The organism is Herbihabitans rhizosphaerae (genome assembly GCF_004216555.1).
GTDB lineage: Bacteria > Actinomycetota > Actinomycetes > Mycobacteriales > Pseudonocardiaceae > Herbihabitans > Herbihabitans rhizosphaerae.
The window spans coordinates 426,410-452,655 of the sequence record NZ_SGWQ01000003.1; the positions used below are offsets into that span (position 1 = coordinate 426,410).

The 26,246-nt window shown below is 70.4% G+C and carries 25 protein-coding genes; 15 read left to right on the forward strand and 10 right to left on the reverse strand.

The window, feature by feature from the left end; translation table 11 throughout:
* Nucleotides 1-224: 224 nt before the first annotated feature.
* Entirely contained in the window at nt 225-833 is a 609-nt protein-coding gene (locus EV193_RS11670) for an AIM24 family protein (protein WP_130344054.1), read from the reverse strand.
* A 108-nt stretch (nt 834-941) separates the two neighbouring features.
* On the opposite strand from EV193_RS11670, the gene moeA reads away from it, so the two are divergent.
* The 6 genes from moeA (at nt 942) to EV193_RS11700 (ending at nt 8,429) form a co-directional block, all read left to right on the forward strand.
* Nucleotides 942-2,162, forward strand: a complete 1,221-nt coding sequence (moeA, locus tag EV193_RS11675) for a molybdopterin molybdotransferase MoeA (protein WP_242613307.1) — start codon at nt 942-944, stop codon at nt 2,160-2,162.
* A gap of 164 nt (nt 2,163-2,326) precedes the next feature.
* On the forward strand, nt 2,327-2,614 hold the full coding sequence (locus EV193_RS11680) for a GlsB/YeaQ/YmgE family stress response membrane protein (RefSeq protein WP_130344056.1): 288 nt from the start codon (nt 2,327-2,329) through the stop codon (nt 2,612-2,614).
* Between the two features lie 164 nt (nt 2,615-2,778).
* Nucleotides 2,779-3,495: a phosphatidylserine decarboxylase gene (locus EV193_RS11685; RefSeq protein ID WP_130344057.1), complete on the forward strand. Its 717-nt coding sequence runs from the start codon at nt 2,779-2,781 to the stop codon at nt 3,493-3,495.
* Between the two features lie 2 nt (nt 3,496-3,497).
* Entirely contained in the window at nt 3,498-4,502 is a 1,005-nt protein-coding gene (gene pssA / locus EV193_RS11690) for a CDP-diacylglycerol--serine O-phosphatidyltransferase (RefSeq protein ID WP_130344058.1), read from the forward strand.
* A 27-nt stretch (nt 4,503-4,529) separates the two neighbouring features.
* Nucleotides 4,530-6,791, forward strand: a complete 2,262-nt coding sequence (locus EV193_RS11695; protein WP_130344059.1) for an AAA family ATPase — start codon at nt 4,530-4,532, stop codon at nt 6,789-6,791.
* Nucleotides 6,792-6,869: 78 nt separating this feature from the next.
* Nucleotides 6,870-8,429 carry a carboxylesterase/lipase family protein gene (locus tag EV193_RS11700; protein WP_130344060.1) on the forward strand — a complete coding sequence of 520 codons (1,560 nt, stop codon included), beginning with the start codon at nt 6,870-6,872 and terminating at the stop codon, nt 8,427-8,429.
* A 35-nt stretch (nt 8,430-8,464) separates the two neighbouring features.
* On the opposite strand, the gene EV193_RS11705 is transcribed toward EV193_RS11700, so the two are convergent.
* Both EV193_RS11705 and EV193_RS11710 read right to left on the reverse strand, forming a co-directional pair.
* Nucleotides 8,465-9,112, reverse strand: a complete 648-nt coding sequence (locus EV193_RS11705) for a LytR C-terminal domain-containing protein (RefSeq protein ID WP_130344061.1) — start codon at nt 9,110-9,112, stop codon at nt 8,465-8,467.
* The gene (locus EV193_RS11710; RefSeq protein ID WP_130344062.1) at nt 9,109-9,453 is read right to left on the reverse strand and encodes a DUF3263 domain-containing protein; all 345 of its coding nucleotides are present in this window, start codon (nt 9,451-9,453) and stop codon (nt 9,109-9,111) included. Before EV193_RS11710 ends, EV193_RS11705 begins: the two co-directional genes overlap by 4 nt.
* A 170-nt stretch (nt 9,454-9,623) precedes the next feature.
* Here EV193_RS11710 and EV193_RS11715 point away from each other — a divergent pair, with 170 nt between their 5' ends.
* Together EV193_RS11715 and EV193_RS11720 are read left to right on the forward strand one after the other, a co-directional pair.
* On the forward strand, nt 9,624-10,193 hold the full coding sequence (locus EV193_RS11715) for a peptide deformylase (RefSeq protein ID WP_130344063.1): 570 nt from the start codon (nt 9,624-9,626) through the stop codon (nt 10,191-10,193).
* Nucleotides 10,194-10,387: 194 nt separating this feature from the next.
* Nucleotides 10,388-11,332 carry a S1C family serine protease gene (locus tag EV193_RS11720; RefSeq protein ID WP_207222593.1) on the forward strand — a complete coding sequence of 315 codons (945 nt, stop codon included), beginning with the start codon at nt 10,388-10,390 and terminating at the stop codon, nt 11,330-11,332.
* Nucleotides 11,333-11,534: 202 nt separating this feature from the next.
* Here the strand turns inward: EV193_RS11720 and EV193_RS11725 are convergent, their stop codons facing one another.
* Both EV193_RS11725 and EV193_RS11730 read right to left on the reverse strand, forming a co-directional pair.
* Nucleotides 11,535-12,290: a sugar isomerase domain-containing protein gene (locus EV193_RS11725; protein ID WP_130344064.1), complete on the reverse strand. Its 756-nt coding sequence runs from the start codon at nt 12,288-12,290 to the stop codon at nt 11,535-11,537.
* Nucleotides 12,287-12,736 carry a hypothetical protein gene (locus EV193_RS11730; protein WP_130344065.1) on the reverse strand — a complete coding sequence of 150 codons (450 nt, stop codon included), beginning with the start codon at nt 12,734-12,736 and terminating at the stop codon, nt 12,287-12,289. Before EV193_RS11730 ends, EV193_RS11725 begins: the two co-directional genes overlap by 4 nt.
* A gap of 82 nt (nt 12,737-12,818) precedes the next feature.
* On the opposite strand from EV193_RS11730, the gene EV193_RS11735 reads away from it, so the two are divergent.
* The 3 genes from EV193_RS11735 to EV193_RS11745 all read left to right on the forward strand — a co-directional run bounded on the left by EV193_RS11735 (nt 12,819) and on the right by EV193_RS11745 (nt 16,534).
* Complete coding sequence (locus tag EV193_RS11735; protein ID WP_130344066.1) at nt 12,819-13,436, forward strand: LysE family translocator; 618 nt, start codon at nt 12,819-12,821, stop codon at nt 13,434-13,436.
* A 288-nt stretch (nt 13,437-13,724) separates the two neighbouring features.
* Nucleotides 13,725-15,374 carry a phosphomethylpyrimidine synthase ThiC gene (gene thiC / locus EV193_RS11740; RefSeq protein ID WP_130344067.1) on the forward strand — a complete coding sequence of 550 codons (1,650 nt, stop codon included), beginning with the start codon at nt 13,725-13,727 and terminating at the stop codon, nt 15,372-15,374.
* 221 nt (nt 15,375-15,595) lie between these two features.
* Nucleotides 15,596-16,534 (forward strand): hypothetical protein, encoded by a 939-nt coding sequence (locus EV193_RS11745; RefSeq protein WP_130344068.1) that lies wholly within the window; start codon nt 15,596-15,598, stop codon nt 16,532-16,534.
* A 397-nt stretch (nt 16,535-16,931) separates the two neighbouring features.
* Here the strand turns inward: EV193_RS11745 and EV193_RS11750 are convergent, their stop codons facing one another.
* The 3 genes from EV193_RS11750 to EV193_RS11760 form a co-directional block, all read right to left on the reverse strand.
* Nucleotides 16,932-18,110, reverse strand: a complete 1,179-nt coding sequence (locus EV193_RS11750; protein WP_130344069.1) for a hypothetical protein — start codon at nt 18,108-18,110, stop codon at nt 16,932-16,934.
* A complete protein-coding gene (locus tag EV193_RS11755) occupies nt 18,107-19,111 on the reverse strand; it encodes a hypothetical protein (RefSeq protein WP_130344070.1) in 1,005 nt (334 codons plus the stop codon). The genes EV193_RS11750 and EV193_RS11755 overlap by 4 nt, the downstream gene beginning before the upstream one ends.
* A 132-nt stretch (nt 19,112-19,243) precedes the next feature.
* Nucleotides 19,244-19,990 (reverse strand): hypothetical protein, encoded by a 747-nt coding sequence (locus EV193_RS11760; protein ID WP_130344071.1) that lies wholly within the window; start codon nt 19,988-19,990, stop codon nt 19,244-19,246.
* Nucleotides 19,991-20,105: 115 nt separating this feature from the next.
* Here EV193_RS11760 and EV193_RS11765 point away from each other — a divergent pair, with 115 nt between their 5' ends.
* Genes EV193_RS11765 through EV193_RS11775 form a run of 3 tightly spaced genes read left to right on the forward strand, consistent with a single transcriptional unit; the run spans nt 20,106 to nt 22,501 of the window.
* Complete coding sequence (locus EV193_RS11765) at nt 20,106-20,771, forward strand: Crp/Fnr family transcriptional regulator (RefSeq protein WP_242613308.1); 666 nt, start codon at nt 20,106-20,108, stop codon at nt 20,769-20,771.
* A 9-nt stretch (nt 20,772-20,780) separates the two neighbouring features.
* On the forward strand, nt 20,781-21,620 hold the full coding sequence (gene thiD / locus EV193_RS11770; protein ID WP_130344073.1) for a bifunctional hydroxymethylpyrimidine kinase/phosphomethylpyrimidine kinase: 840 nt from the start codon (nt 20,781-20,783) through the stop codon (nt 21,618-21,620).
* A 56-nt stretch (nt 21,621-21,676) separates the two neighbouring features.
* Nucleotides 21,677-22,501 carry an ion transporter gene (locus EV193_RS11775; RefSeq protein ID WP_130344074.1) on the forward strand — a complete coding sequence of 275 codons (825 nt, stop codon included), beginning with the start codon at nt 21,677-21,679 and terminating at the stop codon, nt 22,499-22,501.
* Here EV193_RS11775 and EV193_RS11780 read toward each other — a convergent pair.
* Nucleotides 22,498-22,881 (reverse strand): MerR family transcriptional regulator, encoded by a 384-nt coding sequence (locus EV193_RS11780; protein WP_130344075.1) that lies wholly within the window; start codon nt 22,879-22,881, stop codon nt 22,498-22,500. The two genes, EV193_RS11775 and EV193_RS11780, sit on opposite strands and share 4 nt — an antisense overlap.
* 64 nt (nt 22,882-22,945) lie before the next feature.
* On the opposite strand from EV193_RS11780, the gene EV193_RS11785 reads away from it, so the two are divergent.
* Complete coding sequence (locus EV193_RS11785) at nt 22,946-24,145, forward strand: MFS transporter (protein ID WP_130344076.1); 1,200 nt, start codon at nt 22,946-22,948, stop codon at nt 24,143-24,145.
* On the opposite strand, the gene EV193_RS11790 is transcribed toward EV193_RS11785, so the two are convergent.
* The gene (locus tag EV193_RS11790; protein WP_130344077.1) at nt 24,102-26,150 is read right to left on the reverse strand and encodes an elongation factor G; all 2,049 of its coding nucleotides are present in this window, start codon (nt 26,148-26,150) and stop codon (nt 24,102-24,104) included. The two genes, EV193_RS11785 and EV193_RS11790, sit on opposite strands and share 44 nt — an antisense overlap.
* Nucleotides 26,151-26,246: the final 96 nt, after the last annotated feature.

Genomic DNA, 26,246 nt, shown 5'->3' on the forward strand with positions numbered 1-26,246 from the left:
TTCCGATTGTCCGGTCCGGCGAACCTCGTCACAACCGTCGAACACCTGCCCGACCTCACCCACAAGGCCTGCTTGGCCGCACCGATCGAAAGCCACGCCGAGGTCGCGATTCATTGTCGAGGGCGACCGCCCACGAAACCCGGCCACCCACCTCGCGGCACTCAGCCACCCAAGCAAAAGGACCACAGGCCGTCGGCGAAGCCGACTCGGCGACCTTGCCTGAGCTAAAAATTACGGGTCTGAATGAGCAACTGCCCAGGTCCGGCGAAGTCCAGCAGCAGTCCCTCGCCGGTGCGCACGGACTGCGCGCTGGTCTGGTCCACCGCGCGCAGCCGGCACTGGATCGCGTCGTGATAGGCCAGCAGGTACTCCGGCGCGACCGTGACGAACTCGCCCGCCTCGAGCATCACCAGGTCCAGCGCACCGCCGCAGGCCAGCACGACCGCACCGTGTCCGGTGAGGTGCTCGACGAAACCGCCCTCGCTGCCGAACAGCGCGTGCAGCCCCGGCCACTGCGGATCCGGGCGCACCGAGCTGGCCATGGCCAGCGCCGACCCGCGCGCGACACACCAGCCGCTGGTGCCGTCCATCTCGATGGTGTGCACGTCGCCGGCCTTGCCGGGGGCCAGGTCGATCCAGCCGCCCTCGGCCGGCGCGGTGAACACCGCCTCGTACGTGCCGCGCGCCCGCTTGCCGCCCCGGCCACCGGTGTTGATCACGACGCCGAAGCTGGTGGCCATCATCGCCCCGTAGTCGGCGCGCACCGCCTCGTCCGGCGCCAACATCAGCCTGGCCACGCCGAACGCTGGCGTGTGCCGGGTTCGAACCTGCACGGCGCTCCTCCCCGTCCTGCCCCGCCGACGCACTCGGGCGCCCAGAAGTGTGGCACGCGCGCGCACTGTGACTGTTCTGGGCGCGATGTTCCAGGCAGGATGCCCTCCGTGCCAGAACACGCCTCCAGCAAGCGCACCGTCGACGACCACCGCGCCGCGGTCACCGAGCTGATCGGCTCGCTGCCGGTCGTGCGACAACCGCTGGCCGACTGCCTCGGGCTGGTGCTCGCCGAGGACGTCGCGGCCACCGTGTCGCTGCCGCCGTTCGACAACTCCGCGATGGACGGGTACGCCGTGCGGTCGGTCGACGTGGCCGGTGCGAGCGTCGAGTCGCCGGTCAGACTGCCGGTCGCCGACGACATTCCGGCCGGGCGCACCGAGGTCGAGCCGCTGCAACCGGGCACCGTGCACCGGATCATGACCGGCGCGCCGCTGCCGCCCGGCGCGGACAGCATCATCAAGGTGGAGCTGACCGACGGCGGCACCGAGCGCGTGCTGATCAGCGGCGACGCGGCACCCGGCACGCACCTGCGGCGCACCGGCGAAGACGTCCGGGAAGGCGCCACCGTACTGACCGCCGGCACCGTGCTCGGCCCGCCGCAACTCGGGCTCGCCGCCGCGGTCGGGCTGGCCGATCTGCCGGTGCGACGGCGGCCGACGGTGCTCGTGCTGTCCACCGGCACGGAGCTGGTCGAGCCCGGGAAACCGTTACGGGGCGGGCAGATCTACGAGTCGAACAGCGTTCTGCTGGCCGCCGCCGTGCGCGAGATCGGTGGCCAGGCGATCGTCCTGCGGTTCGTGCCGGACGACGTCGAGGCGTTCCGCGACACGATCGCCCGGCACATCGGCGACGCCGACCTGCTGATCACCTCCGGCGGGGTGAGCGCGGGCGCGTACGAGGTGGTCAAGGACGCGCTGGACGGGCACGGCGTGGACTTCATGAAGGTGGCCGTGCAGCCCGGCGGTCCGCAGGGACTCGGCCGCTACCTGGACACGCCGACGGTGACACTGCCCGGCAATCCGGTGAGCGCCGCGCTGTCGTTCGAGCTGTTCGTGCGGCCGGCGCTGCTCGGCGCGCTCGGCCATCGGGTGGTGGACCGGCCGCACGCGACCGCGCGGCTCGCCTCGCCGCTGCGCTCGCCGGCCGGCAAGCGGCAGTACCGGCGTGGGCGGCTGGATCGCGGCACGGTCGACGTGGTGCCGGTCGGCGGGCCGGGGTCGCACCTGCTGGCCTCGTTCGCTGCGTCCAACTGCCTGATCGTGCTGGACGAGGACACCACCGAGGTGGCAGCCGGAAAGGACGTCGATCTTCTGCTGCTGGACGGGTAAGCTTCCGCCAGACCAACACACTGACGCGAGTCCCGCGCTCAGACACCCCGAGTCCCGCGCTCACGCAGCATGAGCGCGGGACTCGCCGGTGCGGGGCGCGGGACTCGCGACTACTCGGTGCCATCAGCGCGCTGCGGGAAGCACCGCGCAAGTAGGCTGATCACATGGGACTTCTGGCGTGGATCGTGTTCGGGGCGATCGCCGGATGGGCGGCGAACGTGGTGGTCGGCGGACGCTCGCGGCGGCCGCAGGGGTGCCTGGTGAGCGTGCTGGTCGGAATCGTCGGCGCGGCCCTCGGCGGCTTGTTGTACAAGGCGTTCACCGGGCAGCAGAAGACCTTCGAGTTCGACCTGTCGAGCTTCGGAATCGCCGCACTGGGGGCCGTGGTGCTGCTGGTCCTGCTGCGTCTGGTGCAGTCGGCCGGCCGCCGCGGACCACGCAATCATTCGTAATCGTGCATGCACGAGTAGCCATTGCCTGTGTGCACTGCGTGCACTTAAGCTTGTCAGACGGCCTACCGGCGCGTGCGTTCGTCGGGGGATGCACGCGCCGGTGTGAGGTCCCGTTGGCGTAGCGTGTTGGTCGGAATGCACCGAACTCACGCGACGAGGGACGGATGACCGACGCTCGCGATACCCGGCCCTCCGCTTCCCATGTGATCGAGCTGGCCAAGCAGGTCGTGCCACCGATGCACCCGGCCGGCCGCCCCTTCGTACTCGGCGCGGCGGCCCTGACGCTGCTCGCCCGCAAGATCTTCCGCCCGGCCGGCGTCGTCGGTGCGCTGCTCACCGCGTGGACCGCGTGGTTCTTCCGCGAGCCCAAGCGCGTCGCACCGAGCCGCCCGAACCTCGCCGTGGCACCAGCCGACGGCGCGGTCTCCACGGTCGGCCTTGCCGTTCCGCCGCCGGAGCTCGACCTCGGCGACGAGCCGATGCTCCGGGTGAGCGTGTTCCTGTCGATCTTCGACGTGCACGTGCAACGCGTGCCGGCCGACGCCGACGTGCTGCGCTCGGTGTACCGCCCCGGCAAGTTCCTGTCCGCCGACCTGGACAAGGCCAGCGACGACAACGAGCGCAACACGCTGCTGCTGCGCACCCGCGACGGCCACCGGCTCGTCGTGGTGCAGATCGCCGGCCTGATCGCGCGCCGCATCGTCTGCGACGCGCGCGAGGGTGACAAGGTGAACGCTGGCGACACCTACGGCCTGATCAGGTTCGGCTCGCGGGTCGACTTGTACGTGCCCGCCGGCAGCAGAGTGCTCGTGGAGCCCGGCCAGCGCACGATCGGCGGCGAGACCGTGCTCGCCGAACTCCCGGCTGGGGCGGGTGCCTGACCATGCCGATTCCACCCGCGGGGCCTGGCGTTCGGCTGCTGCCCAACGCGATCACCGTGCTGGCGATGTGCGCGGGCCTGTCGTCCGTGCAGTTCGCGCTGACCGGGAACTACCTCGCCTCGATCGCCGCGATCGCGGTCGCCGCCGTGCTGGACAGCCTGGACGGCCGGATCGCGCGACTGCTCGACGCCACCTCGAAGATGGGCGCCGAGCTGGACTCGCTGTCCGACGCGGTCGCGTTCGGTGTCGCGCCCGCGATGGTGCTCTATGTCTGGCGACTGGACGCGCATCGCATCGGGTGGATCTTCGCGCTGGTGTTCGCGGTGTGCATGATCCTGCGCCTCGCCCGGTTCAACACGCTGATCGATGAGCCGGACCAGCCGCCGTACACCAAGGAGTTCTTCGTCGGCGTGCCCGCGCCGGCCGGCGGGCTGCTCGCCCTGCTGCCGCTGATCATCACGCTCGGCGTGGAGGCCGACGGCTGGTGGAACTCCGAGCCGGTGATCATGATCTGGACGGTCCTCGTGGCCGCGCTGCTGATCAGCCGCATCCCGACACTCTCGGTGAAGACGGTCAGGGTGCCGGCCAAGTTCGTCGCCGCGCTGCTGGTCGGCGTCGGCCTGCTGGCCGCCGCGGTGATCCAGTACCCGATGTCCACCCTCGCCCTCGCGATGGTGATCTACCTGGTGCACATCCCGTACGCGGTGCACCGCAAGCACTGGCTGGCGCACCACCCGGAGGCGTGGGACGTCCCGCCGCGCGAACGCCGGGCGGCGATCCGCCAGGCCCGTGGCGCCAGCCGCCGGCTCGGGCTGCGGCCGCCCCTTCGCCGCAGGGTCGCCGGTGCCGCCATGCGCGCGGTGCGCATGCGCCGGACCGAGGACGATCACGGTTCGCGGCCGATCCTGCCGATCGACGCCGCACCGCCGCGCACCGCCGGCCCAGGCATGCGACGGCGCAACTGGCGCCGCATCGGCCTGCGGCGTGACCAGCAACGCCCACGGTGACCCGCGCACCCCAGTAGTCTCGCGGGCGTGGCACCACAGATCACGTTGACCGTCAGGCTCACTCCGTCCGCAGTGGACACTCGACGCGGCGTCGTCCGCCTGCACCCGGAGGTGTTGGACGCACTGGGGCTGCAGGCCTGGGACGCGGTGCACCTCACCGGCGCGCGGGTGTCGGCGGCGATCGCGGCGGCGGCCGACCGCGGCGGGCCGACCGGCGTGATGACGCTGGACGACGTGACGATGTCCAACCTCGGGGTCACCGAGGGCGCCGAGGTGGTCGTGGCGCCGGCCGATGTCGCGCCGGCCAAGTCGGTCACCGTGGCCGGCTCCCGGCTGGCCACCACGTCGCTGTCGCCGGAGACGCTGCGGCTCGCGCTGATCGGCAAGGTGCTCACCACCGGTGACGCGGTTTCCCTTCTGCCGCAAGACCTTCAGCCGCCACCAGGGGCCGACGTGTCGGCCGCGCGCACCAAGCTGTCCCGCGCGATCGGCATGACCTGGACCAACGAACTGCTCACCGTGACGGCGGTCGAGCCGGCCGGCGCGGTGGCCGTGCATCCGTCCACCGTGGTCGGGTGGCGGGACGGCCCGCGCACCGGTGAGACCGGCACCGAGCTGGTGCCGGCCGGCGGCGGTCAGATGTACGCGACCACGTCGGACACCGACGTACTCGACGCGGAGATCGTCGCAGCACCCGCCGCCCCGGCCTTCTCGCCCGCCGTGCCGATCGCGGATCTCGTTGGGGCGCAAGAGGTCGCGCGCCGGCTGACCGAGTGGTTCGAGCTGGCGTTCCAACGTCCGGAGCTGCTGGAGAAGCTGGGCGCCGCACCCCGGCTTGGTGCGCTGCTGAGCGGTCCGGAGGGCGTCGGCAAGGCCACCCTGATCCGCTCGGTGGCGTCCACTGTGGACGCCGAGGTGATCGAGCTGGTAGCCCCGACGGTGGCCGCGCTGGAGCCGAACGCCGCCGCGTCCCGGGTGAACGACGCGATCGGCAAGGCCGTCGCGCGCGCCCGCGACGGCAAGCCCGCCGTGCTGATGCTCAACGACGTGGACGCGCTGCTGCCGGCCAGCGAGGCGCCGCCGGTGGCGACCGTGGTGCTGGACGCGCTGCGCGCCGCGGTGGCCACGCCGAAGCTCGCGATCGTCGGCACCACCGCGCACCCGGAGGCGGTCGACCCGCGCCTGCGCTCGGTTGACCTGCTGGACCGCGAGCTGGCGCTGCCGCTGCCGGACGGGAAGACGCGCACCGAGTTGCTGCGCGTGCTGCTGCGCGACGTGCCGGTCGAGTCCGATGTGGACTTCGGCGCGATCGCCGAGCGCACGCCCGCGTTCGTGGCCGCCGACCTGGTCGCGCTGCGCCGCGAGGCCGCCGTCCGTGCCGCGCTGCGGACTCGGGACGAGGAGCCGAAGATCACCTCCGAGGACCTGTTCGGCGCGCTGGAGACCGTGCGCCCGACCTCGATGTCCACATCGGACACACTGCAGACCGGCGGGCTGACCCTGGAGGACGTCGGCGACATGGTCGAGGTCCGGCAGTCGCTCACCGAGGCGGTGCTGTGGCCGCTGCAGTACCCGGATTCCTTTGCGCGCCTTGGGGTCGCGCCGCCGCGCGGGGTGCTGCTGTACGGGCCGCCCGGCTGCGGCAAGACGTATCTGGTCCGCGCGCTGGCCGGCTCGGGCAAGCTGAACGTGTTCGCGGTCAAGGGCGCCGAGCTGATGGACAAGTGGGTCGGCGAGTCGGAGCGCGCGGTGCGCGAGCTGTTCCGGCGGGCGGCCGAGGCGTCGCCGTCGATGGTGTTCCTGGACGAGGTGGACGCGCTCGCGCCGCGCCGAGGTCAGTCGTCGGACTCCGGCGTGGCCGACCGTGTGGTGGCCGCGCTGCTGACCGAGTTGGACGGCGTCGAGCCGATGCGCGACGTCGTGGTGCTCGGCGCGACCAACCGTCCCGAGCTGGTCGACCCGGCGCTGCTGCGGCCCGGCCGGCTGGAGCGGGTGGTGTACGTGCCGCCGCCGGACGCCGAGGCACGCGCCGAGATCCTGCGCGCCTCGTCGAAGAACACGCCGTTCGCCGAGGGCGTGGATCTGGCCGTGCTGGCCGAGTCGCTGGACGGTTACTCGGCGGCCGACTGTGCCGCGCTGATCAGGGAGGCCGCGCTCACCGCGATGCGCGAGTCGCTGGACGCCGCCGAGGTCGGACCGTCCCATGTGGACGCAGCGCGGAAGGCCGTCCGCCCCTCACTGGACCCGGCCCAGCTCGCCGCGTTGCAGGCCTTCTCCGAGTCCCGGTGACGCCGTACGCAGGCTGACGTAGGCGGGATACGGTCGTCGGCAGATGACCTTCGCCGGCCGTGCCGCGATCGTGTGGGCATGACCGACAAACGCAGACGAGCGTTGAGCATTCTGGTTGCGGCGGCCGCGTTAGCCGTCGCGTTTCCGAGCGGTTCCTCGGCGGACACCGGCGACGAATCACCGGTCCGGACCGACGGCGGATGGCTGCGCGGCACCGTCACCGAGGACCATCGCAGTTTCCGGGGCATCCCGTACGCGGCGGCACCGGTCGGCGATCTGCGCTGGCGTGCGCCCCACCCGCCGCGGCCCTGGACGGGCGAACGCGATGCCACCGTGCCGGGCGCACCGTGCCCGCAGCTCGGCGAGGACGGCATGATCGGCAGCGAGGACTGTCTCTCGCTGAACGTGACCACGCCCCGCACGGCGTCCGGCCCGCTCCCGGTCCTGGTCTTCGTGCACGGCGGCGGGCTACTGAAGGAACACGGCGCGCTCTACGACCCGCAGCGGATCGTCGCGCACGACGCCGTCGTGGTCACGCTGAACTACCGGCTCGGCGTGCTGGGGTTTCTCCGGCATCCGGCGCTGCGTGACCCGTACGCGGGGAACTTCGGGCTGGCCGACCAGCAGGCCGCGCTGCGCTGGGTGCGGCGCAACATCGCGGCGTTCGGCGGCGATCAGCGCAACGTGACGCTGTGGGGCCAGTCGGGCGGCGGAGTCAGCGTCTGTGCCCAGTTGGCCGCTCCCGCTGCGCGCGGCCTGTTCGACAAGGCGATCGTGCAGAGCGCCTCGTGCGGCAACGATGTGCTCGACCCGCCGACGGCCACCAGCCGCGGGCTCGCCGTCGCCGCGGACACCGGCTGCGCGGAGGCGACCGACGCCGAGCGCTGCCTGCGTGACACACCGGTCGACGCGCTCGTGCGCGAGGCCGACTACGAGCAGACCTTCTCCACGCTGCACCGCCGGGCGGCCGGCAAGCAGTGGCTGCCGGTGGCCGGAACCGCCGCGCTGCCACTGCAACCACTGACCGCGCTGCGCCACGGTCTGGCCGCCGACGTGCCGCTGATCCACGGCGGCACCAAGCACGAGATGCGCTCGCACGTCGCGGCGGTGTACGACCTGCGGGGCACCCCGGTCAGCGCGGCGGAGTACCCGAAGATCGTCGGGGACCTCTTCGGCCGGGACGCGGACCGGGTTCTGGCGACCTATCCGGCCGGCGACCACCCCACGCCGAGCCTGGCCCTGGCGACGCTGCTGACCGATTACGGCGCGATGGTCGGCGCCTGCAACCAACTACCGGCGATCGACGCCGCGGCGCGCCGGTCCCCGGTGTACGCCTACGAGTACGCCCAGCCGTCCGCCTTCCAGATCGGCGACTTCCCGTTGGGCGCGCACCACAGTGCCGACCTGCCGAACTTCCTGGATCGCGGCGCGCCGCCGTCGTTCACTCCGGAGCAGAAGGCGTTCTCGGAGCGGCTGATCGGCCATGTGACCGACTTCGCCAGGACCGGCGCCCCCGGCGCGGAGTGGCCGGCCTACCGACGCGGGACGGCGACCGTGCTGTCCCTGGCGATCGGTCAGACCGGTCCTGTCGATCTGGCGCGCGAGCACCGGTGCGGGTTCTGGCGATCGATCGGCTGACCGTCAGCCGGTGAACCCGTTGCGGCGCAACGGGTTCACCGGCCGGGGTAGTCGTTGGTGACGATCACGATCACGCCGGGACGGGCGCTGACGATGCCGTCGAACCTCGGCTCGGCACGAATCCCGAACTCGGCGGCCAGCACCCGCGCGGCCGCTTCCTCGGAGGTGCCCGGCCGGAAGTAGACCGTCGTCGTGGGCACCTTTCCCTGGTGGTTGCCGACCTCGCCGATGGTCCAGCCCCGGTTGCGGAAGTCGTCGGCGGCTTCGTTGGCCAGGTTGGGGATCATGCTGTTGTTGTAGACCCGCAGCGGGTGCGACGCCTTGACGTCGTTCTGCCCCTTGGGTTCGCCCGGCTCGGGCGGCGGCGCGACCGGCGGAGGTGGCGACGGCTCCTGCCCCGGCGGCATCGGCAACGTGGTCATCGGTGGCGCGGTGGTGGTCGCCGGCGGCGGAACGGGCACCGGCATGCTCGCCGACGTGGTCGACGACTGGGTCGTGGACGGCGGCTGCTGACTGGTCGGCGTGGCGGTCACCGTCGGCGCGGCGCCGTTCTCACCGTCGGCGTCGTCACCACCCACCAGCGTCACGATCCCGATCACCAGCGCGAGCCCGGCAGCACCCAGCAGCGCCACCCCGACGACCTTGCCCGATCGCCCGGCCCCGGAAGGTTCGAAGGAACTCATGTCAGCTCGAAACCCAGTCGGCGTGCTGCCCTGGTGCGCGCGCGGCCGGCGCGCACCCGGCGAAGCCGTTTGACCAGCATCGGGTCGGCGGCCATCGCCTCACGTTTCTCGATGAGCTGGTTCAGCAGTTGGTAGTAGCGCGTCGACGACATGTCGAACAGCTCGCGAATCGCGCGTTCCTTGGCGCCGGCGTACTTCCACCACTGCCGCTCGAAAGCCAGCATCGCGTGATCGCGACTGGTCAGGCCGTCGCCGGCTTTCGCCACCGGTGTCGACACGCGTTCGGGGACCCGTTCCGGGACTCGCTCGGGTTGCGCGACCCTCAGCTGTGCGGCGTCCATCCGGCTCCTCGCCCCGCGGTTCGTATCCCTTGCGCGTGGAATCACACCGTTGTGATTCGTGGCCGCCATTACATCACGCCACCGCTTTCGGTGATCGCTCCGCCGCCGGCATGTCGAGCATTCTGGCGGTGCCGTCCGACAGTTCCGGGCCAGCCGGATAACGTCGCGCCATGACCGTTCACCGGATCCGGATCGCCGGCGATCCCGTGCTGCACAATCCGACCCGCGAGGTGGAGACCTTCGACGACGAACTACGCCGGCTCGTGGACGACATGTTCGAGACGAACACGGCGGCCAACGGCGCTGGTCTCGCCGCCAACCAGATCGGCATCGACCTCCGCGTCTTCATCTACGACTGCCCCGACGACGAGGGCGTCCGGCATCGCGGTTACGTGGTGAATCCGAAGCTGGAGACCTCCGAGCGGCCGGAGACCATGCCGGACCCGGACGACGACTTCGAGGGGTGCCTCTCCGTTCCCGGCGAGTCCTTCCCGACCGGGCGCGCGGACTGGGCGAAGGTCATCGGCGTCGACGTGGAGGGCGCGCCGGTCGAGGTCGAGGGCACCGGGTTCTTCGCGCGCTGCCTGCAGCACGAGGCCGATCACCTCGACGGGTTCCTCTATCTGAACCGTCTGGTGGGCCGGTACGCCAAGGAGTCCAAGCGCATGCTCAAGCGCAACGGCTGGGGCGTGCCGGGCCTGTCCTGGGATCCGGCCACCGAGCCCGATCCGTTCGCCTGATTCGCGAGTCCCGCGTCCTGCACCGGTGAGTCCCGCGCTCTGCACCGCACGAACGCGGGACTCACCGATGCCCAGCGCGGGACTCGCGCGTTTGCGTTCGCCGTCGGTGAACTGCTGGCGGGGAACACCGGAGCGCGGCGCACACTTGAAGAAGGTGTAACGCTGTAATTCGGATTTCGAAGGCGGTGGTGGAGATGATCGACCGCCAGGAGCGCGACGCCCGGGTGGACCAGGCCGCACTCGACGCGTACTCCCGCACGGTGAGCTCGGTCGCCGCGTCGGTCACCCCGCACGTCGCCAGCGTGAACCTGCGGCGCGGCGGCGGCTCGGCCGTGGTGTTCACCGACGATGGGCACATGCTGACCAACGCGCACGTGGTCGGCTCGTCCCGCGGTGGCCTGGCCGTGTTCTCCGACGGCAGCGAGGCGGAGTTCGGCGTGGTCGGCGTGGACCCGCTGTCCGACCTCGCGGTGCTCCGCGCGATCGAGCCGGCGCCGTCGGCGGTCCCGCTCGGCGACGCCGATCAGCTCGTGGTCGGGCAGTTGGTGATCGCGGTCGGCAGCCCGCACGGCCTGGCCGGCTCGGTGACGGCCGGCGTGGTGAGCGCGCTCGGCCGGTCGCTGCCGGCACGCCAGGGCAGGGCGGGCCGGGTGATCGAGGACGTGATCCAGACCGATGCCGCGCTCAACCCGGGCAACTCCGGCGGCGCGCTGGCCGACTCGGCGGGACGCGTGATCGGGATCAACACCGCGGTCGCCGGGTTCGGGCTGGGGCTCGCCGTGCCGATCAACGACACCACTCGCCGGATCGTCGACACGCTGCTGGTCGAGGGACGGGTGCGGCGGGCCTACCTCGGCGTGGTCGGGGTGCCCGCGCCGCTGCCGGACGACGTGGCCGAGCGGACCGGCCAGCGCGCCGGTCTGCGGGTGGTCGAGGTGGTGCAGGGCGGTCCCGCGCACCAGGCCGGTCTGCGTCCGGGTGATCTCGTGCTGACCGTGGCGCGCGAGCAGATCTCCGACGCGCAGGGCATCCAGCGGCAGTTGTTCGCCGAGGTCATCGGTACCGACCTGGCGGTGACCGTGTTGCGCAACGGCGCGATGGTGGACGTGTACGCGAAACCCGTCGAGCTGACGGGCTAGGAGTGCGCTGAACAAGGCCCGCGAGGTGGTGGCCCACCTCCACGTTTGGGCCGTCTGTGCATCACCCTCACGTTCCCCGCGCCCTGATGATCTTGGTTGACCTGGGCTTTCTCCGTGGCTGAGGGACTTTAGCGGGCTAAAGTACGCAAAACATGAACGGAGCGATCGCTAAGTTTCAGACAGCACGACGTTGTTCAGCCGCCTAGTTCGCGTTGCGGCGGATGCGGCCGGCTAGCGGACGCTCCAGCTCCAGGTTGCGCTCGAAACCGCCGGGCACGTTGGTCGACACGTAGACCGGCGGCTCCTCTCCGGCGGCCTCGAATCGCGCCACCGTCTCCGCGACCACCATCTGCACCAGCAGCGCCGCGCTCATCGAGGACACCGCGCAGGCGGTCGTGCCGTCGGGCAGAGCGAGCAGCGCGTCGCCGTAGGGCGCGCCGTTGTCCAGCGTCACGTCGGCGAAGTCACCGAGCCGCTTGCCCGACTCGTGCTTCGGCTCGATCCGGCCGGAGTACTCGACCGATGTGATGGCGATCAGCTTGTGCCCCAACGATTTCACCAGGCTCGCCATCTCCACGACGCCGGCGTTCACCCCGGAGTTGGACACGATCACGAACAGGTCCTGCGGGCGGGGCGCGGCCAGGTCGTAGATCCGCCGCGCCACCTCCGGCCGGCGCTCCAGCAGCGGATCGGCGATCGTGTCCGGGTCGGCGCCGCCGTAGAGAACCGGGTCGATCAGCGACAGCCGATTGGTCGGGATCAGTCCGCCCGCGCGCCCGGCCACCTCCAACGCGGTGGCCTGCGAATGCCCGGTGCCGAAGGACTGCACCACACCGTCGGCACGCAGGCACGCGGCGATCAGATCGGCCGCGGCGGCCACCCGCGGACCCTCGCTCGCCGCGACCCGGTTGAGCACGTCCAACGCCGCGGCCGCGCACTGTTGACCGGAGATCGTCACTCGCCGCCGACCGATCCGGACGAGCTGATCGTGCCGGTGCCGGTGCCGCCACCGGAGCTGCGGGTGAGCGGCCTGCCGTCGACCGTGGCGACCATCGTGAGATTGCCCTTCGCCGTCTTCGCCACGATCCGCCAGGTCTGCTTGCCCTTGCCGGACGGCAGGGTGAGCACCTTGCGCCACGGCAGGACCACGGCCTTCTCCTCGGTGACCTGGCCGTTGACGTCGGAGGTGATCGACTCGACGGCCGCGTTACCGGTCGCCTCGATCACCACGGTGTGCGGCGGCTCGGCCGGCGGTGGCGGCGGAGTGTCCACAGTGGACGATCCGGCGGGCGCGCCCGGCGGCGGGGGCACCGGCGGGCCGGGTTCGGCGTCTCCGCCGCATCCGCTGAGCAGGGCGAGCAGGGCAGCGGCCGCCGCGATGGTGGCCGTCGTGCGTGCGGTCATGGCGGTGACGGTAGCGGGCAGTCCCGGGTGTGGTCCCGAAAACCCGTGGCCGGACGGGTGGGGCGAGTCGCAGAATGGCCCGATGACCGTCGACCTCGCCGCTTTCCTGCTCGCGTCGCTGCTGCTGGCGATGTTCCCCGGACCGGGAACCGCCGTACTGATGCGACAGTCGATCCGCGGTGGGCGAAAGGCGGCCTTCGCCACCGTGGCGGGGCTCGAAGCGGGTGTGCTCTTCTGGGCGGTCGCCGCCGCGCTCGGGCTGTCCGTACTGCTGTTCGCCTCCGAGATCGCCTACCAGACGCTGCGCGTGATCGGCGTGGTCGTGCTGCTCTGGTTCGGGATCAAGGCGCTGCGCTCGGCCCGCACGGTCGGCGAACTGGAGGTCGACAACACCGGTGTCAGCGTGCGCGCCGGCTTCACCTCGGGCCTGCTGGTGAACCTGGCCAACCCGAAGCTCGCGGTCTTCGCGATCTCGTTCCTGCCGCAGTTCGTGCCGGCCGGCAGCGGTCGGGGTGCCCTGGTCGCGCTGGCCGTGCTGTGGGTCGTGATGGACACCGTCTGGTACCTGGCCATCACCTTGCTGCTGGCCCGGATCGCCGGCTGGCTGCGCCGCGCGAACGTGCGCAAGCGGCTCGAGCAGGTGACCGGCGTGGTGCTGATCGGCCTCGGCGTGCGCCTCGCCGCCCAGGTCAGCCGCTGACCACCCGCCGTTTGCTGGTCTTCAAGACCAGCAAACCCCCCGGTTTGTAGGTCTTGAAGACCAGCAAACCCAGCGCGGGGGTGTCCGCAACGACCGCGAACCCGCACGGGTACCGATGAGTACCACTTGGCAGGTGTGCGGGTCGGTTGTTACGTTCGGGAGGACAACTTCACCAACGGGAGCTCGCGCCGAAGCGGGCTGAGAGGGCGGCTGGTGTCCATTTGTGGACCCGGTGCCGCCGACCGGACGAACCTGACCGGGTAATGCCGGCGTAGGGAGGAATTCAGCGTGACCGCGCTTGACGACCGTTCCGTTCGCCCCACTGTCACCACCGGGCCGATCTCCGGTTCTTCGAAGGAATACAAGGAAATCCACGGCGTCAGGGTGCCCTTTCGACGGGTGCACCTGACCAATGGCGAGCACGTCGACCTGTACGACACCTCCGGCCCGTACACCGACGACACCGCGCACATCGATGTCCACAGTGGACTGTCACCGTTGCGCGCCGACTGGATCGCCGAACGCGAACCGGTGAACGGTGCCGTCACCCAACTGGCCTATGCGAAGGCCGGCATCGTCACCAAGGAGATGGCCTTCGTGGCCGCGCGCGAGAACATGGACCCCGAGTTCGTGCGCGACGAGGTGGCCCGGGGCCGCGCGGTGATCCCGGTCAACCGCAGGCACCCGGAGTGCGAGCCGGCGATCATCGGCAAGAACTTCCTGGTCAAGATCAACGCCAATATCGGCAACTCCGCCGTGTCCTCCTCGATCGAGGACGAGGTGGAGAAGATGGTGTGGGCCACCCGGTGGGGCGCCGACACCGTGATGGACCTGTCCACCGGCAAGCGCATCGACGAGACCCGCGAGTGGATCATGCGCAACTCGCCGGTGCCGATCGGCACGGTGCCGATCTACCAGGCGCTGGAGAAGGTCAACGGCGACCCGGCCGCACTCTCCTGGGAGGTGTACCGGGACACCGTGATCGAGCAGTGCGAACAAGGCGTCGACTACATGACCGTGCACGCCGGCGTGCTGCTGCGCTACGTCCCGCTGACCGCCAAGCGGGTCACCGGGATCGTGTCCCGCGGCGGGTCGATCATGGCCGCGTGGTGCCTCGCGCACCACCGGGAATCGTTCCTGTACACGCATTTCGAGGAACTCTGCGACATCCTGCGCGCCTACGACGTGACGTTCTCGCTCGGCGACGGGCTGCGGCCGGGGTCGATCGCGGACGCCAACGACGCGGCGCAGTTCGCCGAGTTGCGCACGATCTGCGAGCTGACGCACGTGGCTCGCGAGCGCGACGTGCAGGTGATGATCGAAGGCCCCGGGCACGTGCCGATGCACAAGATCGCGGAGAACGTGCGGATGGAGGAGGAGCTGTCCGGCGAGGCGCCCTTCTACACGCTCGGCCCGCTGGCCACCGACATCGCGCCGGCCTACGACCACATCACCTCCGCGATCGGCGCGGCGCAGATCGGCTGGCTGGGCACGGCGATGCTCTGCTACGTCACGCCGAAGGAACACCTCGGGCTGCCCAACCGCGACGACGTGAAGACCGGCGTGATCACCTACAAGATCGCGGCGCACTCGGCGGACCTCGCCAAGGGGCACCCCGGCGCGCAGGACTGGGACGACGCGCTGTCCAAGGCGCGGTTCGAGTTCCGCTGGGAGGACCAGTTCAACCTGTCGCTCGACCCGGACACCGCGCGCGGCTTCCACGACGAGACGCTGCCCGCCGAGCCGGCCAAGACCGCGCACTTCTGCTCCATGTGCGGGCCGAAGTTCTGCTCGATGAAGATCACGCAGGACGTGCGCGAGTACGCCGAGAAGCACGGACTGTCCACCGTGGACGCGATCGAGGCTGGTATGGCGGAGAAGTCCGACGAATTCCACGACAAGGGCGACAAGGTGTACCTGCCGGTGGTGGGCGACTAAGACCATCGATCAACGCCACGCCGCCCACGACTTGACAACCGCTCCAGCGCCCCTTCGCGTACTTTAGCCCGCTAAAGTCCGTCGACCACGAAGAAAGCCCAGGTCAGACAAGATCACCAGGCGACAGAGAACGTGAAGGTGGTTCCGTGTACGACTGGGAGCGATGGTGAGTCACACTCACGGTTCGCCAGTGCGCGCCTAGCGCCCGCTACCGTGCTCGGGTGAACGGAAGGCAGGCGCTCGCCGAGGAACTGGCCAGGCTGCGCAAGCGGCGCGGCGTGCACGGCTACGACCTGCCTTCCGTGGTCGGCCCCGCGCTGCGAACCTGCTGCGGCATAACGGAAACCGATGACCAGGCGGTGATCAGGGCCAAGCTCGCCGGCCGGCTGTCCACGCTGGCCGACGGCTTGCCCGAGGATCTCCGCCTGGCCGCGCTGGCCGCGCTCGCCCTGCACCCGGACGCGCGGCACCCAGTTCTGCGGCACCGGCTCGAGTGGCTGGCCGAGCGGATCGGCAAGGACGAGCGGACCGCGCGCCGCCGGGCGGACGAGGCGCTGGACCGGCTGGCGGACCTGGCCACCACACCCAGGACGCCGGCCGACGGCGACTGGTACGTAGCCCGGTTCGACGCGCTGGTCCGGATCGACCGGGCCGGCTGGCTGGTGCGCGAGCGGCGGGGCATCGTGGCCACCCGCGACGGCCTGGACCGCATCGTCGCCTCGATCAGCCTGCCGCCGCCGACCGGCCCGGCCGCCGCGGCGGAGCCGAACGTGCGGCTGACCCACGGCGGACACATCGCGCGGCGGGAACGCCCGTCCGGCAACCACTTCCGGTTCCTGATCGACCTGCCGGCGGCCCTGCGCACCGGCGACGGTCACGAGTACGGACTGGAGGTGCGGGTCCCGCCGGGCCGCAGGATGCGGCCGCACTACGCGTTCACGCCACGCCGGCCGTGCCAGGCGTTCGACCTGCGGATCCGGTTCGATCCGGCGCGGCCGCCAAGAGCACTGTGGCGGCTGGACGGCGCGCACATCCGGGTTCTCGACGACGGCGCGCCGAGCGGCGAGCCATTGCACAGCGACGCCGACGGCGAGGTGACCGCGCGATTCGCCGATCTCGTTCCCGGCAATTGCTACGGCATACAATGGACTCCTCGATAAGAGCGGGCGGCGGTGGACCACCCCCTTACTCGTGTGTCCACCGCCGCCCTTTTCTCACAGGCCGCCCAGCAGCCACACCACGATCGCGTCGGTCTCCATGTCGACACCTCCTCCCCGGCTCACGCGCCAGTAACCGGCCTCGCCGGCTGGCGTGAAACCGTTGGGGGAACAGGGGAATCGACACCGTCGCGATCACCTCCGGCGACACCGCCGCCGAACGAGACACCCACGACGAATCCCACGACAAGGCACACGAGAGCCACCTTGAACGTCAGGGATAATGTGCAAACAATCCTCATCGATCCCCCTCCCAGCGATTTCTCCTTTTGTGACAAGGAAAGGATCGCCGGGCAGCGGGAATCGGTCTGCGTAAGATTACGCAGAGGCGGGAAATCGTTCAGGACTGCGGCGGGTTCACCGTCTTGTCCCCGGTGAACACGTCACCCTCGACCGTGGTGTCGCCGTGGAAGTGCACGTCACCGGAGGAGACCATCGCCTCGGCCGGCGGTGCGGTGACCGGGAACCACGGCAGCGATCCGGTCGTCGCCACCGGCAGCCAGACGGCGCGCGCGGCCTGCGCGGCGTCGGTCAGTTCGACCTGCAGCCGGACGAGGTCGGACACGTCCGGCGCGTGGTACACACCCCACCGCGGCACACCCAGCCAGCCGACTGACTCCATCGCCAGCGCGCGGTCCCGGGGCGTCGCCGGTGCCTCGACCGCCAGGCCGTCACCGGGCGGGTCGGGACGCAGTGTCTGCGCCACCGCGGCGGCCAGCCGGTTGCCGGGAGCGGTGTCAACGACCGTCACCCGAAGCCGGAAAACCGGTGCGGCATAACGATTCGCGGCGTCGCGGTACAGCGCGGCCATCGGCGCGGCGAACGGCTCCGCCGGATACTGGGCGCCTCCGGTGACCGTGCCGCGCAGGTCGACGGGCCGCGCCAGCTCCGCGAGATCATCGGCGCCCTCGCGCAGCGCGGCGGTCAGCCAGGCGGGCGCGGACACCGGCTCGAGGCCGACGCTCACCATGGCCGGCGTGTCCCGCTCACGCAGCAGTCGCACCACTTCGGGCCAGCGAGTCCAGCCCGAGCCGAACGGCGGCACCGCGACATACGAGCGGTAGCGGGCGCCGGGCCGTTCCGTCCGGCCGATCACGCCGCGCCGGCGCACCTCGACCAGGCCGGCGGGATCGAACGGCGTGAACCCCCAGTCCACGCCGTCCGAATCCACCAGCGGCTCGACACGCACCTGCGGCGGCGCCGCGAGCAACCGATCGCGAAGCCGGCCGGCCGCGCGCAGCACCTCCGCCCGGTTCGCGCCCCGAGCACGTCCGAGCAGGGTCAGCCGAGGACCGGTCGGGCCGGTGCACCACCGCACCTCGAACGCGCACCCGTCGCCGGCGGCGCTCAGCCCGGCCAGGTACTCGACCAGCTCGCGGTGCGCTGCCTCGGCCCGGACCGCCGGCGCGAGCTCGGCGAACCCGCGCCGCACGGTCAGGTCGACGGCCGAGGCCACGCGCACCGCGAACCGTGCGGTGACGCCGGAGAACTCCTCCTCGACGAGGAACCCGTCGGTCACGACCACCTGACGCCCGAGGTGTCCCTGAGCAGGGCGATCACGCCGGAGGTGTCCCGCACGAGCAGCCCGTCGGCGGTCTCGTCGACCAGTTCGTATGACTTGCCCGGCGTCGCCCTGCCCTGTTCGGCGCCGTTCTCGGTCGAGTACACCGGTACCGCCGCGGCGACGGTCAGCCAGTGCGACACCGGCTGCGCCGGGCCGGCCGTGTCGTCCGACTCGATCCGCAGGCCGTCACCGAAGGTCTCCCGCAGCGGGACGGCCTCCCCGATCCGAACGGCCTCGATGCCAGCGCGCATCCCGTCGTGCACCGCGTCACGCAACGCCTTGACCGGCTCGATCTCGACCATGCAGGTGTAGCCGGGGTCGCGGCGGGTGCTCAATTTCAGCCACCGCAGCACGACCGCGATCGGAACGTCGGTGCGCCACAGCGTCCAGCCGAGATACAGGTCCGCGCCGAACGGGAACACCGACACGTGCACCGCGTACTTGCCGAGGCGAACCTGCAGGTAGTTGCGCACCCCGCTGGCCGGCCCGCCGACCCGCACGCGGCGCACGCCGATGTCCGCGGGAATCCGGTGCTCCTGTTTCAGCGACCGGTACACCGCGGCGTAGGCGGTGTCGGCCAGCTTGTGTTGCTTGCCCAGCACCAGGTTCCAGTCGCCGAGCGGCTCCCTGCGCGGCACGAACAGGTTCATCGCCAGCCAGCCGAACGCGAGCAGAGTCCCGAACAGGGCAAACGAGGACTCGTCGCTGGACCGGGAGCTGGAGGTGAGTCCGCCCAGTGCCTCCAGGATCAGGCCTGCCACCAGGATCAGCGCGAAACCGCCGAACGCGCGACGCAGGATCTTCTTCGCCGTGTCGCCGGTGACGACGTCCAGCAGCGTCACCTCGGTCTGGTCGGACCTGTTGTAGAGCAGCCGCTGCCCCAGATATGCCTCGTTCTGGGCCAAGTCCTCGGGCGGGACCCAGGGACCGGTGTGCGGCTTGTGCGGTGTGTCCATTGTGGACTCTCCTCGGGCGGGTGTCTGAACGCCGAACAAGGTTGTACGCCGTGATCTTGCTCAGCCATGGCATTCGCCCAAGTTCACCCGTTCGGCCGCACGAGAATGGCCAAATACATGACAAGTCGGCGATCAGCCGGTGCGCCCGTCGCCGTAGACGGTCTTGTTCCCGGTGAAGACGTCGCCCTTGACGGTCGCGCCGCTGCCGAAATTGATCCCGCCGCCGGGCGCCGGCGGCTCGGGCCGCACGGCCTGCGCGTTGTCGGACTGGGCGGGCTCGGGCCGCACGTCCGGAGCACCGTGTCCGACCACGGTCAGCCAGGCCCGCACGGTCTTGGAGTCGGTGATCGCGACCGTGGTCCCGGCGAACTCCTCGGGGTGGATTCCCTTGTGTCCCTGGGAGATCACGTCGGTGTGGAACACGTCGGACACGACCAGCACCACGGTCGCGGCGGGTGTGCCGGCGAGCGCCAGCTTGGTCGCCGGCGCGTTGAGCATCCGGGCCAGCACGACCTTCGGCGACCCGGTCAGCCCGTGCGCGTCGCGCACCAGATCGCCGGCGTGCAGCGCCACCCGCACCCTGATCACATCGTCCTCGCGAGCGGTTCGGTTGCGGTGTCGCAGCGTCTCGGCGAGGTGCCCGAGCAGCGGATACACCAGGCGCGACTTGGGCACGTCCGGCTCCACCAACACGATCAGCTCGTCGCCGCGATCCTGTGTCTCGCAACGTTTCCAGTCGATCCCGCTGGCCTCGAACGCCTCGACCACCGCGGGAAACAGCGCCTCCCGCATGCGCGCGTAGCCGGCGTTGTCCCGCGCGCTGGACCGCTCGACATCGATCGCGAACAACGCCCGGTACACCGAGACCCGCTCCGTCATGAGATCCCCCTGAGATCGAGTGCCTACCCAGTGTGACCCGAGCTGTCTACCATTTCCAGCACGCCGTCGGCTCGCCGTGAGGTCGCCCATGTCATCACCAGTGCGGGGAGCGCCGATGACGCGAACCAACTTCTGGGCTCGGCTGGACGAGCGGCAACGCGCCGCCGTGGTCACCGCCGCGCAGACCCGGCGGTACCCGGCCGGGGCGGTGCTGCTGCGTGAGGGTGAACGCGCGCGGTCGGCGATGGTGATCTGCTCGGGCCGGGTGAAGATCGTGGTCGGCACGCCGAGCGGGCACACCGCCGTACTGGCGCTGCGCGGACCCGGCGACATCATCGGCGAGATCGCGGCGATCGACGAGGACACCCGTTCGGCCACCGCGATCAGCCTGGATCCGGTGCGCGTGCTGTGGTTGCCGGCCACCGGCTTCGACCGGCTGCTGCACGGCGAGCCGGGAATCGCGGCCATCCTGCTGAAGATCGTGCTCGGCAAGCTGCGCGGGGCGAACTCGCGCCGGGTCGAGCGCGGTGACCAGCGCACACTCGCGCGGCTGGCCGGCATGTTGACCGACCTCGCGGAGGACCACGGCGAGCACACTCCGGACGGCGTGGTGATCTCGATACACATCAGCCAAGCCGACCTCGCCGGCCTGATCGGCGCGTCCCGCGAGTCGGTCGTGCTGGCGTTGAAGTCGTTGCGGGACAACGGGATCATCGACACCGGGCGCCAGCGTGTGGTGGTGCTCGACCCGCACCGGCTCCGAGAGGCGCGGGACGCATAGGCTGACCGCATGACCGAAGGACGGCCGACTCCACCGCGGGTGCTGACGATCGCCGGGTCCGACTCCGGTGGCGGGGCGGGCCTGCAGGCCGACCTGCGCGCGATGTTCGCCTGCGGGGTGCACGGGATGACCGCGATCACGGCGGTCACCGTGCAGAACTCGCTGGGTGTCGAGGGGTACACGGTGATCCCGCCGGACGTGGTCGCCGCGCAGATCAGGGCGGTGGCCACCGACATCGGGGTGAACGCGGCGAAGACCGGCATGCTGGCCAACGCGGAGATCATCACCGCGATCGCGGACGCCTGCCAGAGTGTCCACATCGGACGCGACGGGTCCGCGCCGTTCGTGGTCGACCCGGTCGCCGCGTCCATGCACGGCGATCCGCTGATGCACGAGAACGCGCTGGATGCCTTGCGCACCAAGCTGTTCCCGCTCGCCACGGTGGTGACGCCGAACCTGGACGAGGTGCGCCTGCTGACCGGTATCGACGTGACCTCCTACGCCGAACAGCGCGAGGCGGCGCGCGCCCTGCACGCGTTCGGTCCACAGTGGACACTCGTGAAGGGCGGGCACATGCGCGACGATCCGCGCTGCGTTGACCTGCTCTACGACGGCTCCGAGTTCACCGAGTTGGCCGGCCCCCGGTACGACACCAAGCACACTCACGGCGGCGGCGACACCATGGCCTCGGCGATCAGCTCGGCGCTGGCGCGCGGCTCCTCCGTACCGGACGCGGTGGCCTTCGGCAAGCGGTTCGTGACCCGTTCGGTCGCGCACTCCTATCCGCTCGGCGCCGGCGTCGGTCCGGTGTCACCGCTGTGGCGGCTGGACGGACCCCTCGACGACTAGGTGCGATCCGCCACGAGGGCTTCTACCGGGCTTAACGAGTCCCATACGCTGCGCCGGTGATTTCACGAGCCAAGGCCCGCGAGTTAGTCGACGGCAAGCGTTTCCAGCAGTTCATCATCGTGGTGATCGTGCTCAACGCGTTGACCCTCGGACTGGAAACCTCGCACGCCGTGGTCGGCCAGATCGGCGGGTTGCTGCACGCCGCGGACCGGATCGCGCTGGCGATCTTCGTGATGGAGTTGGGCCTGCGGCTGTACGCGTACGGCTGGCGCTTCTTCCGCGATCCGTGGAACGTGTTCGATCTGATCATCGTGGGTATCGCGCTGGTTCCGGCGACCGGTGAGTTCTCCGTACTGCGGGCGCTGCGCGTGCTGCGGGTGCTCCGTCTGGTGTCGATGGTGCCGTCGATGCGGCGCGTGGTGAACGGGCTGCTGGCGGCGGTGCCCGGCATGGCGTCGATCGCGACCCTGCTGGTGCTGGTGATCTACGTGGCCGCGGTGATGGCCACGAAGCTGTTCGGCGTGGAGGATCCGGAGAACTTCGGCAGCCTCGGCAAGACGCTGTTCACGCTGTTCCAGACGATGACCGGGGAGGCGTGGCCGGAGATCGCGCGCGGCGTGATGAAGGACCATCCGTACGCGTGGATTTTCTTCGTGGTCTACATCCTGGTGGTCAGCTTCGCGGTGCTGAACCTGTTCATCGCGGTGATCGTCAACGGGATGGAGAAGGAGGTCACCGACGACCTGCGCCGGGACGAGGCCCAGCACGCCGCCGAGCAGGCCGCCTCCGACAAGGTGCTGCTCGAGGAGATCCGGGCGCTGCGCCGCGAGGTCGCCGAACTGCGCGGCAGCAACGACCGGCGGGACCCCGATCCGGTCTAGCGTCGCGACCGGCGGGCCTCGGTGGCGGCACGGACGGCCTCCAGGTACTCGCCGATCGCGTCCCGATTGCGGGTCAGGCACTGGATCCGGCCGGTCATGCTCTCGCGTTCCCGCTCCAGCAACTCGAGCGTCTCCTGGGTGGCGCGATCGAACTGGATGCCTCGCGGATCGTCCAGGCAAGGCAGGATCTGCTTGATGATCCGGGTCGGCAGGCCGGCGCCGAGCAGGCCCTTGATCTGCACCACTCTGTCCACAGTGGACTCGTCGTACTCCCGGTAGCCGTTGGGGGCGCGGGTGGGTTTGATCAGGCCCTGCTCCTCGTAGTACCGAAGCAGGCGCCTGGCGGTCCCCGTCCGCTCCGCCAACTCGCCGATGCGCATGTGGTCGACCTCACGCCGTTCCGCTTTGACCCTCACATCAGTGTGACGGTTTGAGCATAGCGGCATGTCGCTTCCCCTCCCGGCCCTGACGGCGTTGACCCTCTCCGCGTTCATCACCGTCCTGACCGAGTCGTTGCCCGCCGGCGTGCTCCCGGCGATGAGCGCGGACCTCGGCGTCAGCCAGTCCGCCGTCGGCCAACTCGTGACGGTCTACGCGATCGGCACCATGCTCACGGCGATCCCGCTGTCCTCGATCACCGCGACCTGGCGGCGGCGCCGGCTGCTGCTGGCCGGCGTGGCCGGTTTCGCCGTCGCCAACACGGTCACCGCACTGTCGGATTCCTACACACTCACGCTCGCCGCCCGGTTCGTCGGCGGGATGGCGGCCGGCCTGGTGTGGTCGCTGCTCGCGGGGTACGCGCGGCGAATGGCGCCGGAGCACGTGCGCGGCCGGGCGGTGGCCATCGCCATGTCGGGCATCCCGCTCGCGCTGGCGCTCGGCATCCCGGCCGGGACCTTCCTCGGCGAGGCACTCGGCTGGCGGGTGACGTTCACGGTCATGTCGGTGATCGCCGTCGCCCTGCTCGCCTGGATCACCGCGATCGTGCCCGACTACCCCGGCCAGCCGCGGGACGCGCGCGCCTCCGTTGCGCGCACGATCGCGATTCCCGGTGTGCCAACGGTTCTACTCGTCACGCTGATGATCGTGCTCGCGCAGAACGTGCTGTACACCTACGTCGCGCCGTTTGCCGAGACTGCCGGTCTCGGCGGGTCGGTCGACGCGCTGCTGTTGACCTTTGGCATCGCGTCGGTGGTCAGCATCGTGATCGTCGGGTCCTACATCGACCACCGGCTGCGCGCGCTGACCGTCGCGGCCACCGCCCTGATCGCCGCCGCCACGACGCTCATGGCCGTGTCGTCCGGCAGCACCGCGCTCGTCTACGTCGCGGTGGCGCTGTGGGGCGTCGGCTGGGGTGGCGTGCCGACGCTGACCCAGTCGGCGCTGGCCGAGGCCGCCGACGCGGACGGCGATGCCGGCGACCTGGCGCAGGCGATCCTCGTGACGCTCTGGAACGCGGCCACGGCCGCCGGCGGAGCACTCGGCGGCCTGCTGCTGGACGGCTTCGGCGCCGGCCTGCTGCCGTGGGCCGTTCCGATCCTGGTGGTTCCCGCGCTCGTCGTCGTGATCATGGTGCACGGCTTCCCGCCGCGTCGACGGGTCACAGCTTCCGTTGGGTCCGAAGCAGGTATTCCTTGCGGTTGAGCGGATTGTTGTCGGTGCGCGAGCGGTTGGGTGGTTCGCCCCGGACGCGCTCGTAGTGGTCGAAGGTGCACTCCAGGACACCTTCACCACGGGTGAGTGACGGCAGCCTGCGCTCCAGGTCGTGCACGGCTTTCGCCGGAATGTCACCTTCGACGGTGTGCGTCGTGCCGTGCACGGCGGAGGTGTGTGGGACGGCGCGCAGCCGAACGAGCACCGGCAGCACGGCGGCGAACGTGTCCTCGGGGATCTCCAGGCGGTACCGGTGCATCGGCTCGAGCACCTCGGTGCCGGCCTGCTTCAACGCGGTCATCAGCACCAGCGGGGTGAGGTTGCGGAAGTCGCCGGCTGTGCTGGACATGCTCTTGTCGAAGACGGCGTGCGCGTGGCTCTGCCGTGCCCAGTAGCCGGAGTGGGTCAGCGTCACCACGACGTCGGTGACCTCCCAGCCGTGGATTCCTTGCCGCAAAGCTTTCACGACAGCTTTTTCGATAGCTTTCATGAAAGCAATCGGCAGCGAGCCCAGCTCCACGCCCAGCCGGAACTCCACGCCGCTGCCCTTCGCCCCCGGCTCGACCCGCAGCCCGACCGTGCCGAGGAACGGGTTCTCGCCGGTGCCGATGAACTCCACGGCGGCGCCGGTGCCGACCGGTCGCTCGACGCAGATCGTGGTGGTCTCCCGGAACTCCACCTCGACGCCGTAGTCGTCGGCCAGGGTCGCCTGGATGACCTCCTTCTGCACCTCGCCGTACAGCGACACCGACAGCTCGCCGCGCACGTCGTCGAGTCGCAGGTCGATCAGCGGGTCCTGCTCGGCGAGTTGGGCGAGCGCCGCGTACAGAGCGCCGCGCTCGTTGGGCCGGCGCGGCACCACGACCGTCTCCAGCGTCGGCGGCGAGAAGTGCCCGCCCCGTTCGCCGTCACCCTCACCGGGCGGAACGCCGATCGTGTCGTCGATGCGCACGTCGCCGAGGCCCCAGACCTTGCCGATCCGCCCGGCCGGCAGCCACCCGCAGGGCACCTCGGTACCGCCGTCGAACAGGCTGATCGCGGTGATCTTGTCGGTGGCTTCCCGGGTGCCACGCCCTCGGAAGGTGATCTTCTCGCGCACCCGGACAGCTCCGGAGAACATGCGCACGTAGGCGATCTTCTCGCCTGCCGCGCCGCGTTCGACCTTGAAGACGGTGCCACGCGCGGGACCGTCCGTGTCCGGCTCGCCGGCCGGCAGCAGGGTCGTGATGCCGTTGATCAACGACGGCACGCCGGCGCCGGTGATCGCGGACCCGAAGTACACCGGGTGCACCAGGGCACGCCGGGTCTGGGCGATCAACTCCTGGTGAAGTCGTTGCGGCGCAAGGGATCCGTCGAGGTACTCGGCCACGAGCGTGTCGTCGTTCCTGGACAGCACGTCCGCGACCCGCTCCACGAAACGACCGTTGGCTCGCTCGAAAGCTTCCGGCAAAGCTTCACCGAAAGCTTTCGTGAAAGCTTTCGTGAAAGCTTTCGTGAAAGCTTTCGATGTTCCTTTCGCGTGAACGGTCCCCATCGCGACGCACGCCGGCGACAGCTTCGCCGTGACGTCCCGCAACACGCGTTCGGGATCCGCGCCACCACGGTCGATCTTGTTCACGAAGATCAGCGTCGGGATCCGCAGCCGGCGCAGCGTCCGCATCAGGACCCGGGTCTGCGCCTGGACGCCCTCCACCGCGGACACCACCAGCACCGCGCCGTCCAGCACGCCGAGCGCGCGCTCCACCTCGGCCACGAAATCCGGGTGACCGGGCGTGTCGATCAGATTGACCGTCACCCCGTCGACCACGAAGGAGACCACGGCCGACTTGATGGTGATCCCGCGAGCGCGTTCCAGCGCGAGCGAATCCGTGTGGGTGCTCCCGCCGTCCACACTGCCGATCTCGTCGATGACCCCGACGGCGTGCAACAGCCGTTCGGTCAGGCTCGTCTTACCGGCGTCGACGTGCGCCAGAATTCCCAGGTTCAGCGATTCCACGAAGCGTCATGCCCTTTGCGTAGGTGATTCCCAGCCGGTTGGACATGTACGCAGCGCGCATTCGCTTCTCCTCACATCTCGAGTCGCCGCCAGTGC

What these genes read in the sequence shown, in the direction of transcription:
- EV193_RS11685 (WP_130344057.1), top strand. Translation starts at nt 2,779, where the DNA reads ATGACCGACGCTCGCGATACCCGGCCCTCCGCTTCCCATGTGATCGAG.
- EV193_RS11780 (WP_130344075.1), bottom strand. Translation starts at nt 22,881, where the DNA reads ATGCGCATCGGCGAGTTGGCGGAGCGGACGGGGACCGCCAGGCGCCTG.
- EV193_RS11720 (WP_207222593.1), top strand. Translation starts at nt 10,388, where the DNA reads ATGATCGACCGCCAGGAGCGCGACGCCCGGGTGGACCAGGCCGCACTC.
- EV193_RS11705 (WP_130344061.1), bottom strand. Translation starts at nt 9,112, where the DNA reads ATGAGTTCCTTCGAACCTTCCGGGGCCGGGCGATCGGGCAAGGTCGTC.
- thiD (WP_130344073.1), top strand. Translation starts at nt 20,781, where the DNA reads ATGACCGAAGGACGGCCGACTCCACCGCGGGTGCTGACGATCGCCGGG.
- EV193_RS11700 (WP_130344060.1), top strand. Translation starts at nt 6,870, where the DNA reads ATGACCGACAAACGCAGACGAGCGTTGAGCATTCTGGTTGCGGCGGCC.
- EV193_RS11735 (WP_130344066.1), top strand. Translation starts at nt 12,819, where the DNA reads ATGACCGTCGACCTCGCCGCTTTCCTGCTCGCGTCGCTGCTGCTGGCG.
- EV193_RS11730 (WP_130344065.1), bottom strand. Translation starts at nt 12,736, where the DNA reads ATGACCGCACGCACGACGGCCACCATCGCGGCGGCCGCTGCCCTGCTC.
- EV193_RS11680 (WP_130344056.1), top strand. Translation starts at nt 2,327, where the DNA reads ATGGGACTTCTGGCGTGGATCGTGTTCGGGGCGATCGCCGGATGGGCG.
- EV193_RS11785 (WP_130344076.1), top strand. Translation starts at nt 22,946, where the DNA reads ATGTCGCTTCCCCTCCCGGCCCTGACGGCGTTGACCCTCTCCGCGTTC.
- EV193_RS11765 (WP_242613308.1), top strand. Translation starts at nt 20,106, where the DNA reads ATGACGCGAACCAACTTCTGGGCTCGGCTGGACGAGCGGCAACGCGCC.
- EV193_RS11715 (WP_130344063.1), top strand. Translation starts at nt 9,624, where the DNA reads ATGACCGTTCACCGGATCCGGATCGCCGGCGATCCCGTGCTGCACAAT.
- EV193_RS11755 (WP_130344070.1), bottom strand. Translation starts at nt 19,111, where the DNA reads ATGGACACACCGCACAAGCCGCACACCGGTCCCTGGGTCCCGCCCGAG.
- pssA (WP_130344058.1), top strand. Translation starts at nt 3,498, where the DNA reads ATGCCGATTCCACCCGCGGGGCCTGGCGTTCGGCTGCTGCCCAACGCG.
- EV193_RS11760 (WP_130344071.1), bottom strand. Translation starts at nt 19,990, where the DNA reads ATGACGGAGCGGGTCTCGGTGTACCGGGCGTTGTTCGCGATCGATGTC.
- EV193_RS11710 (WP_130344062.1), bottom strand. Translation starts at nt 9,453, where the DNA reads ATGGACGCCGCACAGCTGAGGGTCGCGCAACCCGAGCGAGTCCCGGAA.